The sequence below is a fragment of the Bacillus sp. LJBV19 genome, assembly GCF_017797845.1.
Taxonomy (GTDB): Bacteria; Bacillota; Bacilli; order Bacillales; family Bacillaceae; genus Bacillus; species Bacillus velezensis.
In genome coordinates this window covers 2,563,821-2,582,066 of the sequence record NZ_CP072563.1, presented here as the reverse complement: position 1 = coordinate 2,582,066, position 18,246 = coordinate 2,563,821, and the positions used below count along the sequence as shown (strand labels likewise).

The window sequence follows — 18,246 nt, the reverse complement described above, 5'->3', positions numbered from 1 at the left end:
CAGATGAAATACATGAATTCAAGGCAGAAAAAGATTTTGTATCTGTTGTTATCTGAACCTGATGACTACTTAGTTGTGCAAGATTTCGCAGACAGGGTCCGCTGTTCTGAAAAAACGATCAGGAATGATTTGAAAACGATTGAAGATTTCCTGAATGAACATGCTCAAGCGCAGCTGATCCGCAAACCGGGATTAGGCGTCTATTTACATATATCTGAACAGGAAAGGTCACGGTTAAGCCGGCAAATTTATAATGAGCACTTTACGTGCAGGCACAAGACCGATGAAGAAAGAATACTTCACATCGCTTATGATTTATTAATGAATTCAAAGCCCGTTTCCGCAAAAGAAATTGCCGCACAGCATTTTGTAAACAGAGCTTCCATTAAAAAGGATGTAAGTGCGGTTGAAGAGTGGCTGAAGCGATTTGATCTCACGCTGGTATCTAAACAGCGGCTCGGTTTAAAGATTGAAGGGGACGAAAAAAACAAAAGAAAAGCATTGGCGCGAATTTCAGATTTGATTGATAATGCGGAATTTACAAGCCAATTTATAAAAAGTAAGTTTTTAAGTCATGAAGCGGACTTTGTGAGAAAAGAAATCAAGTTATTACAAAAAAACCATTCTATCTATTTTACGGATGAAACATTTGAAAGTTTGCTGCTGCATACATTGCTGACGATCCGCCGTATCAAAATGAAACAGCCGGTCGCCATTTCTGCAAGACAGCTGGAAGCAGTAAAAAAGAAGAAAGAATATGAATGGACACTGGCTTGTTTAAAACGGCTTGAGCCGGTATTTGCCATCCGGTTTCCTGAGGAAGAAGCCGTCTATTTAACTTTACATATAATAGGCGGGAAAGTCCGCTATCCATCGCAGCAAGAAAAGAAGCTTGATCTTGAAGATTCTGAGCTTTCCAAAGTCGTCAGGCATTTGATCAATCGTGTTTCAGAACTGCAAATGCTGGATTTTCATAAAGACCAGGAACTGATCAACGGATTGAACATTCATCTCGATCCGGTGTTGAAGCGGCTGAGCTATGATCTCTCTGTTTCAAACCCCATGCTTCGCGACATCAAAAAAATGTACCCTTATTTGTTTCATCTTATCATTGACGTTTTAGAAGACATCAATCAAACATTTGATCTCTGTATTCCTGAAGAAGAGGCGGCCTATTTGACGCTGCATTTTCAGGCAGCGATCGAACGGCTGCGCCGAAGCAGTCATAACCCTAAAAGGACGATCATCGTCTGCCATATGGGCATTGGCATGTCGCAATTGCTGCGGACTAAAATTGAACGCAAATTTCATCACATTACGGTAAAAGACTGTATCGCAAAAGCGGAGCTGACAGAGTATATCAAAAAGAATAAAGATATAGATTTCGTCATTTCTACGATAGGTCTTGGAAATGTAACGATCCCTCATATTGTCGTATCACCGCTTTTGGAGCCTGCTGATGAAAAGAAGCTCAGCGCATTTATGCAACAGCTTGATACATCGCACCGCCGGGAGCAAAAAACGTTTAAAATGCTGAACGATACGACTCCGTTTCTCGTTTTTTTACAGCAAGAGACAGAGCACCGTTATCAGGTCATTGAAAAGCTGGCGCAGGCTTTGTATGAAAAAGGCTATGTAGAAAAAGAGTATGGCATTCATGCAGTAATGAGAGAAAAAATGTCGGCGACAAATATCGGGGCGGGTATTGCTATCCCTCACGCGAACTCTAAATATATCAAACAATCAGCCATTGCAATCGCCACCTTAAAAGAGCCGATTGAGTGGGGGACGGAAAAGGTGTCGCTCGTTTTTATGCTTGCCGTCAAACACAAAGATCAAAACAAGGTAAAGCAATTATTCAGTGAGCTTTCCTATCTTAGCGAGCAGCCGGCATTTATTCAAAAACTGACGGAAGAAAAAAATGTGATGACGTTTTTATCGTATTTAAACTATTAAAAGCAGGGAATGGCTCCCTGCTTTTTTTCTGTTTATAGGGAAAAATGCCGTTATTTCCGGAACTTATGGTAAAAAAACGCGCTTATCACAGGCTGATTTCAGTATAAAGTTGAGACAAGATCTTGAAATTCAGACTGCAAAGGAGGATTTATATGAAACTGTTAGCGATTACATCATGTCCGAACGGCATTGCCCATACGTATATGGCTGCTGAAAATTTACAAAAAGCAGCCGGCAGATTAGGCGTTGAGATCAAAGTGGAAACCCAGGGCGGAATCGGGGTGGAAAATAGGCTGACCGAAGAGGAAATCCGGGAAGCGGACGCAATCATTATCGCGGCGGACCGTTCGGTGAACAAAGACCGATTCGCGGGAAAAAAGCTGCTGGCCGTCGGGGTTCAGGAAGGCATCCGCAAACCGGAAGAATTAATTCAAAAAGCGCTTAGCGGTGAAGTGCCGGTCTATCAATCTGCTTCAAAAGCTGAATCCGCAAGTCAGCAGGGCAAAAAACAAAACCCGATTTACCGTCATTTAATGAACGGCGTTTCTTTTATGGTTCCTTTCATTGTCGTCGGCGGATTATTGATAGCGGTTGCATTGACGCTTGGAGGAGAAAAAACACCAAAGGGCTTAGTCATTCCGGACGAGTCTTTTTGGAAAACGATTGAACAGATCGGCAGTGCTTCTTTTTCATTCATGATCCCGATTTTAGCCGGGTACATCGCGTTCAGCATCGCTGATAAGCCGGGTCTTGTCCCCGGAATGATCGGCGGATATATTGCGGCATCCGGCAGCTTTTACGACAGTGCAAGCGGCGCAGGATTTCTTGGAGGAATCATTGCGGGATTTTTGGCGGGATATGCGGCGCTTGCAATCAAAAAATGTAAAGTTCCTAAAGCAATACAGCCGATTATGCCGATCATTATTATTCCGGTGTTTGCCTCACTGATCGTCGGTTTGGCGTTTGTATTTCTGATCGGCGCCCCCGTCGCTCATATTTTCGCATCATTAACGGTTTGGCTTGCGGGAATGAAAGGTTCGAGCTCAATTCTTCTGGCATTGATTTTAGGAGCGATGATTTCCTTTGATATGGGAGGACCCGTAAACAAGGTGGCCTTTCTTTTCGGATCGGCAATGATCGGAGAGGGAAATTATGAAATTATGGGCCCGATTGCCGTTTCCATTTGTATACCGCCGATAGGGCTTGGGATTGCGACGTTTTTAGGAAAAAGAAAATTCGCCGCCGCAGAAAGAGAAATGGGAAAAGCATCATTTACGATGGGCCTTTTCGGTATCACGGAAGGAGCCATTCCATTTGCGGCCCAAGACCCCCTTCGTGTGATCCCGAGTATTATGGCGGGTTCTATGACCGGCTCGGTGATAGCGATGATCGGCCATGTGGGGGACAGAGTGGCACACGGCGGCCCCATCGTTGCTGTACTTGGAGCAGTAGATCATGTATTGATGTTTTTTATCGCTGTAACAGCAGGCTCTCTTGTCACCGCTCTGTTGGTTAATGTACTGAAGAAAGATATGGCGAAATCCCCCGCGTCCGGCGAGGTGCTGCCGTCTGCCGCACCAAATGAAGCTGCAGCGGCAAAAGAAACAAAGGAACCATCTCAGGCTGACAGCCGAAAAGCCGGGATGACCGAAATCAAAAAACTGACTGACATTATCAGTACGGACTTGATTGAACCGCATTTATCCGGCGAAACGAGGGATGACATTATCGATGAAATGATCGAGAAAATGTCCCGTCAAGGTATGCTGCTGTCTGACAGCGGTTTTAAGCAGGCCCTTTTGAGCCGGGAACAGCAGGGAACCACGGCGATAGGTATGAATATCGCCATTCCGCACGGAAAGTCTGAAGCCGTCAAAACGCCGGGTGTCGCATTCGGAATAAGACGTTCGGGTGTTGACTGGAACAGCCTTGATGGTTCTGATGCAAAACTGATTTTTATGATTGCCGTACCGAAGGAAAGCGGCGGAAATCAGCATCTGAAAATATTGCAGATGTTATCCCGAAAACTGATGGATGACAGCTATCGGGAAAGGCTGCTCTCCGTTCAGACAAAAGAAGAGGCGTATGAGCTTCTGGAAGAAATCGAATAAAGCGGGGGATGATCATGTCTACTGAACCGATATTTTTCAATCCGGTTTTCAAAGAAAGAATTTGGGGAGGCGCCGCCCTGCGTAATTTTCACTATAATATTCCGTCCGAGCGGACAGGGGAGTGCTGGGCCTTCGCCGCTCATCAAAATGGACAGAGCACAGTTCGAAACGGCATGTATAAAGGATGTACGCTCGGTGAATTGTGGGAGCATCACAGAGATTTATTCGGAAACCTTGAAGGAGACCGTTTTCCTCTTCTTACAAAAATTTTGGATGCGGACCAAGACCTGTCCGTTCAGGTGCATCCGAATGATGACTTTGCCAAAATGCATGAAAACGGGGAACTTGGAAAAACCGAATGCTGGTATATCATTGATTGTGCAAAAGATGCGGAGATCATTTTCGGCCACAACGCAACTACAAAAGAAGAACTGATATCCATGATTGAGCGCGGAGAATGGGACGGGCTCCTGAACAGAGTTAAGGTAAAGCCGGGAGATTTCTTCTTTGTTCCAAGCGGCACTGTTCACGCGATTGGAAAGAGCACACTAATTTTAGAGACGCAGCAAAATTCAGATACGACTTACAGATTGTATGATTACGGAAGAAAAGATGCGGACGGCAGGATGCGCGAGCTCCATTTGGAAAAAAGTATAGAAGTGATAGACGTTCCATCTGTCCGTGAACGGCCGACCGTTCACTTTAAACAAACAGATGATCTGCTGGCAGCTGTTTTAATAGAATGTCCCTATTTTTCAGTCGAAAAGTGGGTTGTAAAAGGTGAAGCAAATCTATTCCAGCATCAGCCCTTCCTTCTTGTCAGCGTGATCGAAGGAGACGGAATAATGATTGCAGGCGGGCATGAATATCCCTTTAGAAAAGGAGATCATATTCTCCTGCCTTCCGGTTTGGGAGAATATAAACTGGCCGGCCATGCAAATTGTATTGTGTCTCATCTGTGATCCTCAAAACCCTTCTCTAGCATCAGAGAAGGGTTTCTCATCACTTTTGCAAAAATACCGAAATTTCCAGCGTATCAGTGGTTCGTTCCTGAATTTATTCTCTCAATTTGTATATCTCCCGAGCCATTGATTCAAGTATGTACATAGCGGGGATTTGGGTGGTGACATTCGCATTTTCAACCCATTCTTCCGTCACGTAATATGAAATATTCACATCGGACATTTTGGCAATGGTTGAATGTTTATGATTTGTAATACTGATGACCCGGCTGCCTTCTTGTTTCAGCTGATTCAGATGAGTCACCGTAGAATCTCCTTCACCTGAAACCGATAATGCGATTGTGATGCTGTTATGGCGGAAATGGGAATGGGCCGGAAAGTAAGGATCTTTAATATACATTGAAAGTTTCCCTAAGCACGAAAAATATCTGGCTCCGTATTCGGCGAGAATTCCCGAACTTCCCACTCCGATAAAAATAACGCTTTCTGCATCGGCCGCAAGCGCTGCTGCTTCCTTCAGCTTTTCTTCCATGCCTCCGCTTACTGTTCTTTCAAAAAATTCGGCAACGGAATGATGGGGACTCTTTAAAATCGTTTTTTTATTTGCCTCCGTATACATTTTCAGCTTCACCTTAAACTCCGAAAACCCTTCACAGTTTATTTTTTTGCAGAAACGTAAAATAGAAGCCGTCGATACATGGGTTTCATTTGCCAATTCACGGATTCGCATATAGACGACTTTCTCGCTGTTTTGGGAGATGTAGTTGTATAAAGAAGTTTCAAGCTCGTTAAATGAAGCAATCATTTCGTGTGTGAACATGCAGGGGGATTCTCCTTTTTATGAGAATGGTGAATGTACATCTAATCGTAACATATCATTTTTAAAAGAAACATAGTGTTATATTGATGTGACAAATCACTTTTTGTGTCATTCAAAACAAGACGTCATCCAATGATTTACGGCACGGAACACCTGCGGATATAATTCGTTCATACGCTTTATGCATGATCTCTTCAAGGGTCTCTGACAAAAGCGGCCGAAAAAAGGAGGACAATATGAGTATCAAACTGATAGCGGTTGATATGGACGGAACGTTTTTGAATGATGAAATGGCATATAACAAAGAGCGTTTTATGAATCAGTATCGTGAATTAAAAGCGCGGGGAATTAAATTTGCCGCAGCAAGCGGAAACCAATATGCGCAGCTTACATCCTTCTTTCCGGAAATCAAAAGTGAAATCGCTTTCGTTGCCGAGAATGGCGCTTTCGTCGTGAATGCCGGAGAAGAATTATTCGCGGGTAACATGTCTGAAGACACTGTAAAAGCAGTGATCCGTGCTTTAGAGCAGTATGAGGTGAAAAACGTCATTGTCTGCGGAAAAAAAAGCGCGTATATTCATGAAAATGCCAGTGAAGATGAATATCTGCATGCCAGTAAGTATTATTATGTGTTAAAAAGGGTGCCGCATTTTGAAATTTTCCATCAGCTTTCCCGCCGAACATTGTTCCGCACTTCTGAGCCATTTGAAAAACGCCATCGGGTCTTTCGTCACGCCTGTATCAAGCGGGCACGGTGACATAGATCTGATCATACCGGGGCTTCATAAAGCAAGCGGGATGAAGCTTCTCCAGAAACAATGGGGGATGGGTGATGAAGAGTGTGCGGCCTTCGGAGACAGCGGCAATGATCTGGAGATGGTGTCCGCCGTGAAATACGGGATCGCCATGGATAATGCGCAGGAAAGCATTAAACAGGCTGCCGCGCATATCACGCAATCAAACAATGAAGAAGGGGTCTTAAATGCGATTGATTCCATCCTCAAATGTGAAAAACCCTTTGTCTGAAAAAGACGTTTTAACTGCGGAGGTGCTGAACGATGATTAAATTAGTGATTACGGATTTAGACGGCACATTTTTAAATAATCAAGGCGATTTTGACAGAACGTTATTTGAAAAGACAAAACGAGTAATGGAGGAACAGCATGTCGCTTTCGCCCTCTGCACCGGGAAGCAGTGTGAAAGGGTGGAAGCCTTATTCGGAGAAGATGCGAAAGATTTTTGGATTTTAGGAGACAGTGCCACACGTATAAAAAAGAACGGCACATTCGTATATGAATCTTTGATCAGCAATGAAGCGGGACTGTCAATTATAGGCGCTTTAGAAAAAATCAGCTGCGGGCATAGCATTATCGCATGCACAAAAAATGGCGCGATCGTAAAAGAAAATCTGTCTGAAAGTGAGATGAAATATGTAAATGCCTCTTATGCACATGTAACGAAAATAACTGATTTTACTGAGATAAAGGACGATTTTATCAAGATTACGGTTCATGATCCCGACGCCAACTGTCCGGAAACGAGAGAAAAGCTGCATGAATTTTTTCACCAATTATATATCGTAGCATCAGAGGATACCTGGATGGACATATCAAATATCGGAATACATAAAGGAACAACAGTACAAGAACTGCAGCGATTATTAGGGGTTTCGGCTGATGAAACAATGGCGTTCGGAGACGGCCGCAATGACAAAGAATTGATGGAAGCGGCATCCTACAGCTTTGCGGTTAAGAATGCCATTGACGAAATAAAAGATGCGGCGCACTTTGTCATCAAATCAAATGAGGAAAGCAGCGTCATGCACACGATTATGAGAATATTAGCGCTGCAAAAACAATGAGAAAGCAGATGGGCTAAAGCCAATGCGGCAGGACTTACTAGGGAAAGAAAAAGCGGGCTATCCTCAGACTTTAATTCACTCCTGATTTCCCCGAAATATGTTAAAAGTGAATAAAACGGTGTAATATCAAGATGAAAAAAATCACTTCATATCAGACAAAAAGCAGGAACTGCCTCGTTTTGAAATTGGGAGGTGTTTGTATTTGCCCGCTGTTGAGTCCCGCGTATATCATTCTCATTTTTCTTCCGGCAGCTTCTTTTCTGTTAGGGATTTTAGGATATTTCATCTTTAAAAAAGTATGGATGATGGTTGTTATTGTCTTCATTTTGTCCTTGATATTCATGTTTATTGTAATAGGTGCCGAACCGACATTTTTCATTTGGGTGGCTATGATGACGAGGAGCTGTTTTGTCTCCGGTTCAATCACTAAGACGATATGGACTTTCGCAAAGCGAAAATATTAGACAGAAGAATCCTGTTTGAACAGCTATCCTTTTTTTTGTCGATTGAAGAAAAAGAAGTATAGAGTTATCCGTTATGTTCTTATATTTTGTCTGTTGTTGTCAGATCGGGCTTTCTGTTAAAAATGTCTGTCTATCGTTTTGTTCTTTTTTAACTAAGCGGAGCACTATAATTGAACTGTAGATACATAGAAAAACAAAAAAGGATAAGGAGGATTTTTATGTTTCAAACCTTAGACCATTTTTTGAAATCTTGGGAATTCGAAGCCGATGCGACACAAAAACTGCTGAATCATCTGACTGATGAATCACTTAAACAAGAAATCACTTCACAACATTGGACTTTAGGCCGTATTGCATGGCATACTGTCGCTGCCATTCACATCATTACCTCAAACACAGATTTAACGTTTCACGCTCCGGCTGAAGATTATCCTGTTCCTGCATCGGCGCGGTTTATTGCTGAGAGTTACCATCAAGCCAGTAATGCATTTGTACAGGCGTTAAAAACGCAATGGACTGACGATACACTTCAAGAATGTGTCAACTTTATTGGTCAGCAATTGCCAAATGGTTCACTTTTGATGTTTTTAATTCAACATCAAAACCATCATCGAGGACAAATGACTGTCCTTATGAGACAAGCAGGTTTACCTGTTCCGGGTATTTACGGACCGGCAAAAGAGGAATGGACAACATTCGGTTTGGAGGCTCCGAAATAGGATATTGTTAAGGGCTCGAATGAATAGATGATACCAATCGATGTTGGTATCTTTTTTGTTTTAGTCTTAGAGTTATTGAACCGGTATCCTTGACATGCAGACGAATCAACAGTTCAAAAGACATAAAGTAAGGTCAATAAATGCAGAAAGGTGATTATGATGATAACGAAAATGACGCGATTCAATATGAAAGACTTCAATAAACCAAACGAACCTTTCGTTGTTTCAGGGAGAATCATCCCTTCATTTGAGGACAATGTTTGGACATATACAGAGGAGAAATTTGCTGAACCTTATGTCAAAAAATATGACGATGAAGACATTGATGTCAGTTATATTGAAGCAGAGGATAAAGCTGTCTTTTTTTATTACGCAGAGAACGACTGTGTCGGCCGGAGTAAGCTTCGTTCTAATTGGAATGGATACGCACTGATTGAAGACATTGCCGTTGCAAAAGATTATAGAAAAAATGGTGTCGGGACGGCTTTATTACATAAAGCGGTTGAGTGGACAAAGGAGAATCATTTATGCGGTCTTATGCTTGAAACACAAGATATTAATGTTTCAGCTTGTCATTTTTATGCCAAAAATAACTTTGTCATCGGGGCGGTCGATACAATGCTTTATTCCAATTTTTCAACAGCAAATGAAATTGCGGTTTTTTGGTACTGTAAATTTTAAATATAACAGTATTTGATGTTTCGTCATTTAGCGGGTGTGGTCGCAAAGTATTCAAAACATCGGCTTGAAGATTTATAATAAGGTATATCAATCAATGCAGGGGGAGTTATGTATGAAGTGCAAAAAAATGAACAGGGTACAATTAAAAGAGGGAAGCGTATCAATGGCCCTATAAACTGCGTCTGCCCTCATTAATGGAGGGAAATTTGTGAATACGCCTTATTCACAGTCAGCTTTACGGCACAATCAAGTGTTCATTTGGCTTTGTGTTTTGTCATTTTTCAGCGTATTAAATGAAATGGTTTTGAACGTCTCATTACCTGATATCGCCAACGATTTTCATAAACTGCCGGCGAGTGCAAACTGGGTGAACACGGCCTTTATGTTAACCTTTTCCATCGGAACTGCTCTGTATGGGAAGTTATCAGATCAGCTGGGCATCAAAAAGCTGCTTCTATTTGGAATTATGGTAAATGGCTTCGGATCGATCATTGGATTTGTCGGACACTCTTTCTTTCCTGTACTCATTCTGGCCCGATTTATTCAAGGGGCTGGTGCAGCCGCATTCCCGGCTCTTGTGATGGTTGCAGTAGTACGCTATATGCCGAAAGAAAACAGGGGTAAAGCATTTGGTCTGATCGGGTCGCTGGTGGCAATGGGGGAAGGTGCCGGACCAGCTATTGGCGGAATAATCGCTCATTATATTCACTGGTCATATTTGCTGCTTATTCCAACAGCAACAGTTATCACCGTTCCATTCCTGATGAAACTGCTGGAAAAGGAAGAAAGAATCAGCGGGCGCTTTGATATGGCGGGGATTATATTAATGTCTGCAGGCATCGTATTTTTTCTGCTGTTTACAACGTCATATAGACTATCTTTTCTGATCATCAGTATTCTGGCTTTCCTGATATTTGTGAAACATATTAGGAAAACTCAAGAACCTTTTGTTGACCCTGCACTGGGGAAAAATGTCTTGTTTATGATGGGCGCCCTTTGCGGAGGCCTGATATTCGGCACTGCGGCAGGATTTGTGTCTATGGTTCCTTATATGATGAAAGATGTTCACCATTTAAGTACTGCGGCAATTGGAAGCGGGGTTATGTTCCCCGGGACGATGAGCGTCATCATCTTCGGTTACATTGGAGGATGGCTTGTTGATCGGAAAGGTTCTTTATATGTGCTGACCATTGGGATTGCATTGATGTCTTCCAGCTTTTTAATCGCTGCCTTTTTTATAGATGCGACACCATGGCTCATGACCGTTATAATCGTTTTTGTTTTTGGGGGGCTCTCCTTCACAAAAACGGTTATATCTACAATGGTGTCTGGCAGTTTGAAACAAAAGGAAGCCGGCGCCGGAATGAGTCTGCTTAATTTTACGAGCTTTTTATCAGAGGGAACGGGTATTTCGATTGCAGGCGGTTTATTATCGGTCCGCTTGCTGGATCAAAGGCTGCTGCCTGTTAACGCTGATCATTCCGCTTATTTGTACAGTAATATGCTCATTCTTTTTGCAGGAATCGTTGTTATGAGCTGGCTGGTAACCATGAATGTCTATAAACGTTCGCAAAGAAATGACTAAAAAGGGAAAAGGATCAAACTTGATAAAAGTTTTGATCCTTTTTTTGAGGAGCTTCCTTATTCCAAAACCTTTTGTCGATCAATGAAAGGGGAGTTAAAGTGAATTACATTTATAAGAAAAAGGAAAAGAAAAATGGAAATTGTATCATTTCAATCAGAGATAAATGGGAGAATACACTTATTGAGTTTGAACAAAAAAATAATCAAATTGAGATTATGATCAATTATCGTAACGAGAAAACAACCAAGTTTTCACTGCCAATCGAGACTTTTGAGAAAGTGTATGAGGATATTAAAATAGGCCGGAGAGAAAGTTAATCATTCTGTTTGAAAATGACCATGATGAAGGATTAGATTGTTAATAAATAATATGGAGTCATTAAAGGATGAAGCTTTGGTGACTCTGATGGATATGGCGCCGGCGGACATTGCCTGCACCGATTATTAAGGGATTAGCGGAATGAAAAGAAGCCGGAATTTCAGACCGGCTTTAAAATGTGTAAAAGAGCGGAAGGTGTCCGTAAGTAATCATTGTAAAAGAAATAACTATGTCCTATACGAACTGTAAATCTCCCGTTCTTGTTTATATATCCAAGTATGGGTGAGAAATTTCATGACTTCTTAAAACCGCAATTTGTCTTGAGAATTAGTAGCGGATTTCTTTAATTGACGCATCCAAATAAAGTGTCGGATCAAATAAAAAGCAGTTATAAGGGCAATCATTAATAAAATCCATATTGATGAGAAAGAAAGGATAATCAAAAAGCTGATAATAAGCATTAATGATAAACTCTTTGAAAACTTACCAGGTAGCAGTTTATATGCAGACAAAATACCGCAAATCGCATTACTAATAAAGAAAGCATTTGCTATGCCGACAATTTGTTCAACATTAATGAAGTTTATAAATAAAAGAATAAAAACGATTGTATGAATTAATGTTAATAAGCCTATGGCTCCAATTGGTATGTTTGTTTTGGAGCGGAAAGAAATCAAGGTTGTTTTTTTATTCTCTGAGGCTATTAGACGTGATACTCCGCCGGTAACCAATAAATATGTGCTCATACATAATATTGTTGTGATGAAAGCCATTGTCGGTGAAGCAAATGTTCCAAGCAATGGAGTTAAAATAATCGTTAATGTGTGTGTGTGATGTAAATCAATCCATTGATAAGAAGCAGCTACAACGATACAAACCGTTGTGATGACCACTGAGCTTATTACTATTGCTTGGGGAATCGTTCTTTTTCTGTTTTTGACATCCAAACTATAATTCCCTATAATTTCCCAACCTACTAGAGCCCAAAAAAGTAATAGAATACTATAACCAAAATCATCAAGATGAAATGGTGTTTTAATAAAAGCTTTATCCCTCATAAAGGGAATTGAACTAATTCCGCCACTTAACAATATTGCTGTGGCAACTGTGGAGAACATAAATGACACTTTTCCTACAGAAGAGATATTCAATAATAGAACGAATAAACAAATCATCATCAGAATGATTCCATATGTCTCTAGCGGCCAACCATTACTTTTGAACAAAGCCTTTAGGTATTGACTGGCTGTCATGAGAACGGCAACTGGCCCCACACTGCCCGCAATAATAAAAAATACAGAAGTTAATTGTTTTATATGTTGTCCAAATGCAAGTTCGACTGTATGCGCAACACCAGATTCATTCGGAAATAAAACACTCAATTTTCCAAACAATGAAGCAAATAGAAAACTAATGATCATCATTATAAACCATGCTAGTATGGCATAATCTCCAGTCTTACCATAAATGATTGGTGGAAGCAATATAATTCCCGATCCTAAAATAGGACCAACAATTAATCCGCTTAAAAGTACGGGGCCGAGTTTTCTTTCTCTCACTTTCCATTCCATTCCATTCCATCCTTTCCTAAACGTGTTTTATGATCATATTCTAATTGTAATTTGTTTCCTTTCATCGGTAAAATAGATATATATGAACTGTTCCATCGGAATTAGTGATGTTCAAAGGGGGGAGACATGATGGAAATACGGCACTTAAAAACATTTATAACAATTGTGGAAAAGGGAGGATTTACAAAGGCAGCTGAATATTTGGGTTATGCCCAATCGACTATAACTTCACATATTAAAGATATTGAGCAAGAAATAGGAAAACCGTTATTTAATCGTTTTGGGAAGAAAATGCTGTTAACTGAAGCGGGGGAACTTTTGTTTCCTTATGCAAACGAAATGATCAGGATATCTGAAAAAGTAAAACAAATACAATCAAACGATGAACCGATGGGGACTCTCGTTATTGGTGCTCCGGAATCTTTAACGGTTTACCGTTTACCTCCAATTATTCACGAATTCAAAAAGCTCTTTCCTAAAGTGAAAATAATATTAAGATCATCGACATGCTGGGAATTAAAAAATGATCTCCGAAATGGGAAGGTGGATTTAGCGTTTCTTTTGGAGCACGAACAAGAGGAAACTGATTTATATATAGAAAAATTGATAACTGAACCAATGATATTGATATTCCCTGAACATCATCAATTGAAAAATATTCCATTTGATGAATTTTATTTTTCACCTGATGAAGTGATTTTATATACAGAACATGGGTGCAGCTACCGTACTTACTTTGAAGAGTATATGAAACACCAAGGACCGGTTTCGGAGAATACCTTTGAATTCTGGAGTGTTGAGGCAATTAAGCAGTGTGTGATGTGCGGATTAGGAATTTCGTTATTACCGTTGATCACTGTACAAAAAGAGTTGAAAGAAAACAAATTAAGTGGATTGATTTTGAATGAAACACGTATTTTAACGCAGATGGCTTATCATAAAAAAAGATGGCATTCCTTAGCGATGGCTGAATTTATAAATATCGTAAAAAAACATGCGGAATTATGGAAAAGAACTCAGACTTTATAGTCGATGCTCATTAAAGTTTTCGAGTCGGTGCAAAAAGAGGAGGGAATGAGACCCCTCCCTTAAAACCTTCAATTCCTCTAATTTCATTATAAGATATATTACTTTTTTGAAATGGGGATCCAAATTTCACTTTTAAAAGATGGCGATGTTACATCTTTATGCTCGTTCCACAGGATTTCTGGGCCTTCAATTTGTTCATAATGTGACGATGGAAACCATTCGGAATAAATCCGCCCCCATACTTCCTGCAGTGCATCCGGAAATGATCCGGCTGCTTCGAATACAGCCCACGTTGAGGCAGGGACTTCAAGCTGTGATAGGTGATTTGGGCAATGTTTCGTTGTGGCTGCGCCAATATAGTGATCAAGCTCTCCGTTTTCCTCTGTCCGGCCTTCAGAAAAGTTCGTGGATGCACTAATGAGTCCTACAGGCGCTACATTAGAAAGCTCTTTTAGTTGATTGATTGCTGCTTCATCTAAACTTTCCCACATCGATGCAATGTCAGGATTCACGCCTTTGAACAAAATAGGGACTCTTTTTTTAATGCCGACGATGCGAAATGCCTCTTTTTCTTCAATGCGATAGTTCATTTCATTTCCTCCTTTGATTGATAACTGGAAGGTCATTCGCGGATAAGCTTTAAGTGAATGGCCATTATGTTTAGCTTCTGATGGTCTTATGCCATGCAGATTTTGAAATGCTCGTGCGAAAGAATCTGGTGAGTGATAACCGTATTTTATCGCAAGATCAATCACCTTTACGCTGCTGTCTTTAAGTTCAAAAGCTGCAAGAGTAAGACGTCGTCGACGAATATATTCCGATAATGAAATACCTGTAAGGAAGGAAAACATCCTTTTAAAATGATATTCAGAGCAGAAAGCAAGCCTTGCTGCTTCTTTGAAATCAATATCGTTCGTGAGGTTTTCTTCGATATACGTTAATGCGCTGTTCATCCTTTTAAGCGAATCCATTTATTTGACCTCCTTTAACAAAAGAATAACAGGAGCGAAATGTATCTACCCGACATTTCGTGCACAGTTTTGCAGGATAACTTATATGTAATAAATTAAGTGATTCACCTGTATTTGTACAGATAAAGAAAACACCTAATAACTGCTTGGGTTGCATAAGATGAAAGAAGTTATCATTGTTTTATATTGAAAAGAAAATAGAAAAAGACGGAGTTTTATTGTTGGAGGGGTTTAATATCAATCAATTGAAAGTTACTTACGCAGAGGTTAAAAAATTTTAGTTATGTCGAGAACAATGTTCACCTCCACTGCTTGTTCAATTAGAGGAAGTGATTCTTCCTTAAGGGAGATCACTTTTACTTATTCGAAGAAAGCGGCAGTTTAGCGGACGAAGGAGAAAAATCAGTTGCCTTACTTGAATACTAAATAGGTGTAAAAAAGCGGTTATTCATACGGATTGAAAAAGAAGAACACGCAGCAGATTCACTTGCTCTTGTTGGGGGCAAGTGTTGACAACCCTATACTGGTTTAATTAAAGAAGGAGTATAAAACCTGTATCAATGGTGTTACTAGATATCCGTGACACAGGTTTTATATGTAGGTAACTAATATTCTGATATATGTAACATTGCATTTTTTTATTATGCAATAGTTCACTCTATTTCTGCTTTCAATTTTTCGAACCACTCTAAATTAACCAAGTGATGTGAACGGGAATTTTCATTCATACGGCGAAAGTAATTGATTGTGCCGGGAATTTCTTGAGTGATGGACAGGTATTCATCAAGGAGCTCGATTCGAGTTTTAGTCTGATCGATTTGTGATTGGATCAGATCCAGTAATTTATTTTTGTCGAATTCATCGGCAAAGAGTAACGCCCCATAAAATGGCAGGTTCACATATTCCGATTTGGTGCCGTATTTGATCATTAATTTTTCGAATTCTGCCCTTCCCGAATCTGTGACTTTAAAGTTACGGATTTCACGCCCGCTGGTTGAGGGTTTCTGCTGAATCTGTTCAATCAAACACTTTTCTTCAAGTTGCTGCAGATTGTAATAAAATGAACCTTTCGTGAAGTTAACAATGTATTTGTAATGACGTTTTTCCATTAAGGCCAGAAGTTCATAGCCGTGAGCTCCGGGGTTTTGGATGAGCAAGCCAAGGATAAGTAAGGGAATCATGGTTTCATCACCTTCGCCATCCGCGCCTCAAATTCCGCGTACGTGATTTTACCCGAAGCCAAATCCATACTATGAAGGTAAATCTGTTCTGTTTTAGAATAGTCACCATTCACTTTCAGTGATTGCTCCTCTCCCGAAATGGGTTTAAGGATATGGTGCTTTTTCGAAAAAGCCTCGAAATAGCGGTAACCGAATTTGCGTTGTGAAGCTGCGTCTAAATGAATGCCATCAGGATTCGCAGTCAAACCTGCCGCAGTAACAAAATAACAATTCTGTTGTTCATTAGCAAAACACAGCAATTGTTCATTAACCTGTCGAAATTCAGTCGCGTGCTGTCCAAAACCGGTCTTCCCAAGAAAGTCACCAAGCCCTCCAATAATCAACGGTACCTCATCAAGTTTCAACTCGTTTCTTAGCGTCTCGATGATAAGAGTTAATTTCTCGTAATAAGTTTCATGCAGCGAACGATAACTGTCACTCTCACCTTGGTGCCAAAGGATTCCACAAATTTGACTGGACTGGAGGGCGAAGCGGGCTTCGGACAAAGCATGCTGAAAAAGGATGCCTTCCGGATGCCAGTCATTCAATGAACTGCCGCCTTCCGCACAGGGGATCAAGCCAATTTCTTCATCGGGATGAGCTTTCGACCATGCATCTGCAAAAGATGCCGCCAGGCCAACGCCGGAAACCGGACGGTCGTAATTAATCGGCTCTGTCATCATCTGCCACTGTCCATTGCGCAGCATTTTTATTTTTTCATTATAGATAGGGTCTACTTCATTCAAAAATCCTCGGCCCGCCATATTCGACTGCCCCAACATTAAAAAAGACTTTATCATCTAATTTTTCACTTCTTTACATCAATATTTTAGTCTAATTAGACTATAGTTAATTCAGGTTGTCTTGTAAAGTTTCAACTAGGTTTTATTTTTATTATTAGTATGTATGAAGAACAAACTAACATTGAACATTTGGTGGATGTATTTGAGAAATAGCAAGTTCTTTTGCTTTAGGTCTTGATAAACAATGAAAAAACAACAAAAACCCTGTTATGTAAGGATTCCTACGAGGTTCAAAATCATTTTTCATAGGAAATACATTCAATGATGGGGGTGTAGCCCAAATGAAATGGATTGTTAAAAAGGGAGGGCTGTGTTGAAGGGGTTAAATATCAATAAAAAATTATTAAAAAGGTTAACGATTGTACCAATTCGATTCATTTGTTATGTTTTATTTTTAAATCCTGAAGTTATACTTGAAGAGCAATGTCCTAAAATGCAGAAAAAGCCGGGATGTCAGATCCGGCTTTTCGCTCACTTTCCCTTCGACTTCTTCCGCTTCTCCTTCTCCGCCCGGTAAAACTCATGAAACATTTTCATCAATGCGCGTTTTTCAATCCGCGACACATAACTCCTTGAAATGCCGAGCTCCTTTGCGATCTCGCGCTGCGTTTTTTCTTTTTTTAAATCAAGCCCGAAGCGGCCGACGATGACTTCTTTTTCGCGGTCGTCTAAAATGTCGATATATTTTTTGACCTTTTCAAGTTCCATGTTGAGCTGAATAGTGTCGATCACATCTTCGCTTTCCGACTTGAGGACATCGATCAGGCTTATTTCATTCCCTTCTTTATCCTGGCCGATCGGATCATGAAGGGAGACGTCTTTTTTCGTTTTTTTCAATGCGCGCAGATGCATAGGATTTCCCTTAACTGTTTGATTAAATAAATGTTGAGTCAATTTTTCTGTAATAAATGCTTAAACGTTTCTTAGCGAATGAAGGGGATACCTTAAATAACCAAGCTGCATTTTCAATTGCATATGTTGTATGTACGAAAGATTAATATTACGCAACAGAAAATGCATCAAAATAAAATTGACTTCACTAAGGAAAAAGGAAGGTTTATGAACAGATTATATTTAGTACTTGTGAGGGGGTATGAGGAGAATGCAGATGGTTATATATCTTTAAGGTAAAAAGGCAAATATACACGAAGTCATTTCTAAGCATTCATACATT

At 40.4% G+C, this 18,246-nt stretch carries 16 protein-coding genes and 3 pseudogenes; 12 read left to right on the top strand and 7 right to left on the bottom strand.

What is annotated here, in order from left to right; all coding sequences use genetic code 11:
- The first annotated feature begins 3 nt into the window (after positions 1-3).
- The 3 genes from manR to manA all read left to right on the top strand — a co-directional run bounded on the left by manR (position 4) and on the right by manA (position 5,029).
- A complete protein-coding gene (gene manR, locus J6600_RS12410; protein WP_209387457.1) occupies positions 4-1,956 on the top strand; it encodes a mannose transport/utilization transcriptional regulator ManR in 1,953 nt (650 codons plus the stop codon).
- Positions 1,957-2,108: 152 nt separating this feature from the next.
- On the top strand, positions 2,109-4,067 hold the full coding sequence (locus J6600_RS12405) for a fructose-specific PTS transporter subunit EIIC (protein WP_061862415.1): 1,959 nt from the start codon (positions 2,109-2,111) through the stop codon (positions 4,065-4,067).
- A gap of 14 nt (positions 4,068-4,081) precedes the next feature.
- On the top strand, positions 4,082-5,029 hold the full coding sequence (gene manA / locus J6600_RS12400; protein ID WP_209387456.1) for a mannose-6-phosphate isomerase, class I: 948 nt from the start codon (positions 4,082-4,084) through the stop codon (positions 5,027-5,029).
- Positions 5,030-5,123: 94 nt separating this feature from the next.
- On the opposite strand, the gene J6600_RS12395 is transcribed toward manA, so the two are convergent.
- Entirely contained in the window at positions 5,124-5,849 is a 726-nt protein-coding gene (locus J6600_RS12395; protein ID WP_007612737.1) for a MurR/RpiR family transcriptional regulator, read from the bottom strand.
- 236 nt (positions 5,850-6,085) lie between these two features.
- On the opposite strand from J6600_RS12395, the pseudogene J6600_RS12390 reads away from it, so the two are divergent.
- The 8 genes and pseudogenes from J6600_RS12390 to J6600_RS12355 all read left to right on the top strand — a co-directional run bounded on the left by J6600_RS12390 (position 6,086) and on the right by J6600_RS12355 (position 11,477).
- Positions 6,086-6,875, top strand: a pseudogene (locus J6600_RS12390) (Cof-type HAD-IIB family hydrolase).
- Positions 6,876-6,907: 32 nt separating this feature from the next.
- The gene (locus J6600_RS12385; protein WP_014418447.1) at positions 6,908-7,711 is read left to right on the top strand and encodes an HAD-IIB family hydrolase; all 804 of its coding nucleotides are present in this window, start codon (positions 6,908-6,910) and stop codon (positions 7,709-7,711) included.
- Between the two features lie 131 nt (positions 7,712-7,842).
- Positions 7,843-8,175: a DUF2651 family protein gene (locus J6600_RS12380; RefSeq protein ID WP_209387455.1), complete on the top strand. Its 333-nt coding sequence runs from the start codon at positions 7,843-7,845 to the stop codon at positions 8,173-8,175.
- A 218-nt stretch (positions 8,176-8,393) separates the two neighbouring features.
- Positions 8,394-8,894 carry a DinB family protein gene (locus tag J6600_RS12375; protein ID WP_003152812.1) on the top strand — a complete coding sequence of 167 codons (501 nt, stop codon included), beginning with the start codon at positions 8,394-8,396 and terminating at the stop codon, positions 8,892-8,894.
- 159 nt (positions 8,895-9,053) lie between these two features.
- Complete coding sequence (satA, locus tag J6600_RS12370; RefSeq protein ID WP_209388354.1) at positions 9,054-9,575, top strand: streptothricin N-acetyltransferase SatA; 522 nt, start codon at positions 9,054-9,056, stop codon at positions 9,573-9,575.
- Between the two features lie 112 nt (positions 9,576-9,687).
- Entirely contained in the window at positions 9,688-9,750 is a 63-nt protein-coding gene (locus J6600_RS19815) for a tetracycline resistance efflux system leader peptide (protein WP_134816631.1), read from the top strand.
- A gap of 33 nt (positions 9,751-9,783) precedes the next feature.
- Entirely contained in the window at positions 9,784-11,160 is a 1,377-nt protein-coding gene (tet, locus tag J6600_RS12360; RefSeq protein WP_209387454.1) for a Tet(L)/Tet(K)/Tet(45) family tetracycline efflux MFS transporter, read from the top strand.
- Between the two features lie 98 nt (positions 11,161-11,258).
- Complete coding sequence (locus tag J6600_RS12355; RefSeq protein WP_209387453.1) at positions 11,259-11,477, top strand: hypothetical protein; 219 nt, start codon at positions 11,259-11,261, stop codon at positions 11,475-11,477.
- A 303-nt stretch (positions 11,478-11,780) separates the two neighbouring features.
- Here J6600_RS12355 and J6600_RS12350 read toward each other — a convergent pair whose 3' ends face one another.
- Positions 11,781-13,049 (bottom strand): APC family permease, encoded by a 1,269-nt coding sequence (locus J6600_RS12350; RefSeq protein WP_209387452.1) that lies wholly within the window; start codon positions 13,047-13,049, stop codon positions 11,781-11,783.
- Between the two features lie 129 nt (positions 13,050-13,178).
- On the opposite strand from J6600_RS12350, the gene J6600_RS12345 reads away from it, so the two are divergent.
- Positions 13,179-14,078 carry a LysR family transcriptional regulator gene (locus tag J6600_RS12345; RefSeq protein ID WP_209388353.1) on the top strand — a complete coding sequence of 300 codons (900 nt, stop codon included), beginning with the start codon at positions 13,179-13,181 and terminating at the stop codon, positions 14,076-14,078.
- Positions 14,079-14,176: 98 nt separating this feature from the next.
- Here the strand turns inward: J6600_RS12345 and J6600_RS12340 are convergent, their stop codons facing one another.
- The 5 genes and pseudogenes from J6600_RS12340 to J6600_RS12320 all read right to left on the bottom strand — a co-directional run.
- Complete coding sequence (locus J6600_RS12340; RefSeq protein WP_007612715.1) at positions 14,177-15,049, bottom strand: AraC family transcriptional regulator; 873 nt, start codon at positions 15,047-15,049, stop codon at positions 14,177-14,179.
- Positions 15,050-15,702: 653 nt separating this feature from the next.
- A complete protein-coding gene (locus tag J6600_RS12335; RefSeq protein ID WP_021494341.1) occupies positions 15,703-16,230 on the bottom strand; it encodes a PadR family transcriptional regulator in 528 nt (175 codons plus the stop codon).
- The gene (locus J6600_RS12330) at positions 16,227-17,069 is read right to left on the bottom strand and encodes a sialate O-acetylesterase (RefSeq protein ID WP_209387451.1); all 843 of its coding nucleotides are present in this window, start codon (positions 17,067-17,069) and stop codon (positions 16,227-16,229) included. The genes J6600_RS12335 and J6600_RS12330 overlap by 4 nt, the downstream gene beginning before the upstream one ends.
- A gap of 474 nt (positions 17,070-17,543) precedes the next feature.
- A pseudogene (locus tag J6600_RS12325) lies at positions 17,544-17,924 on the bottom strand (sigma-70 family RNA polymerase sigma factor); the annotation flags it as partial.
- 3 nt (positions 17,925-17,927) lie between these two features.
- Positions 17,928-18,083: pseudogene (locus J6600_RS12320) on the bottom strand (ImmA/IrrE family metallo-endopeptidase); the annotation flags it as partial.
- Positions 18,084-18,246: the final 163 nt, after the last annotated feature.

Bases quoted from the DNA above. Each gene is read 5' to 3' on its own strand.
- J6600_RS12335 (WP_021494341.1), bottom strand. From the start codon at position 16,230: ATGATTCCCTTACTTATCCTTGGCTTGCTCATCCAAAACCCCGGAGCT.
- J6600_RS12375 (WP_003152812.1), top strand. From the start codon at position 8,394: ATGTTTCAAACCTTAGACCATTTTTTGAAATCTTGGGAATTCGAAGCC.
- satA (WP_209388354.1), top strand. From the start codon at position 9,054: ATGATAACGAAAATGACGCGATTCAATATGAAAGACTTCAATAAACCA.
- J6600_RS12385 (WP_014418447.1), top strand. From the start codon at position 6,908: ATGATTAAATTAGTGATTACGGATTTAGACGGCACATTTTTAAATAAT.
- J6600_RS12340 (WP_007612715.1), bottom strand. From the start codon at position 15,049: ATGGATTCGCTTAAAAGGATGAACAGCGCATTAACGTATATCGAAGAA.
- J6600_RS12405 (WP_061862415.1), top strand. From the start codon at position 2,109: ATGAAACTGTTAGCGATTACATCATGTCCGAACGGCATTGCCCATACG.
- J6600_RS12395 (WP_007612737.1), bottom strand. From the start codon at position 5,849: ATGTTCACACACGAAATGATTGCTTCATTTAACGAGCTTGAAACTTCT.
- J6600_RS12350 (WP_209387452.1), bottom strand. From the start codon at position 13,049: ATGGAATGGAAAGTGAGAGAAAGAAAACTCGGCCCCGTACTTTTAAGC.
- manR (WP_209387457.1), top strand. From the start codon at position 4: ATGAAATACATGAATTCAAGGCAGAAAAAGATTTTGTATCTGTTGTTA.
- J6600_RS12380 (WP_209387455.1), top strand. From the start codon at position 7,843: ATGAAAAAAATCACTTCATATCAGACAAAAAGCAGGAACTGCCTCGTT.
- J6600_RS12345 (WP_209388353.1), top strand. From the start codon at position 13,179: ATGGAAATACGGCACTTAAAAACATTTATAACAATTGTGGAAAAGGGA.
- manA (WP_209387456.1), top strand. From the start codon at position 4,082: ATGTCTACTGAACCGATATTTTTCAATCCGGTTTTCAAAGAAAGAATT.
- J6600_RS12330 (WP_209387451.1), bottom strand. From the start codon at position 17,069: ATGATAAAGTCTTTTTTAATGTTGGGGCAGTCGAATATGGCGGGCCGA.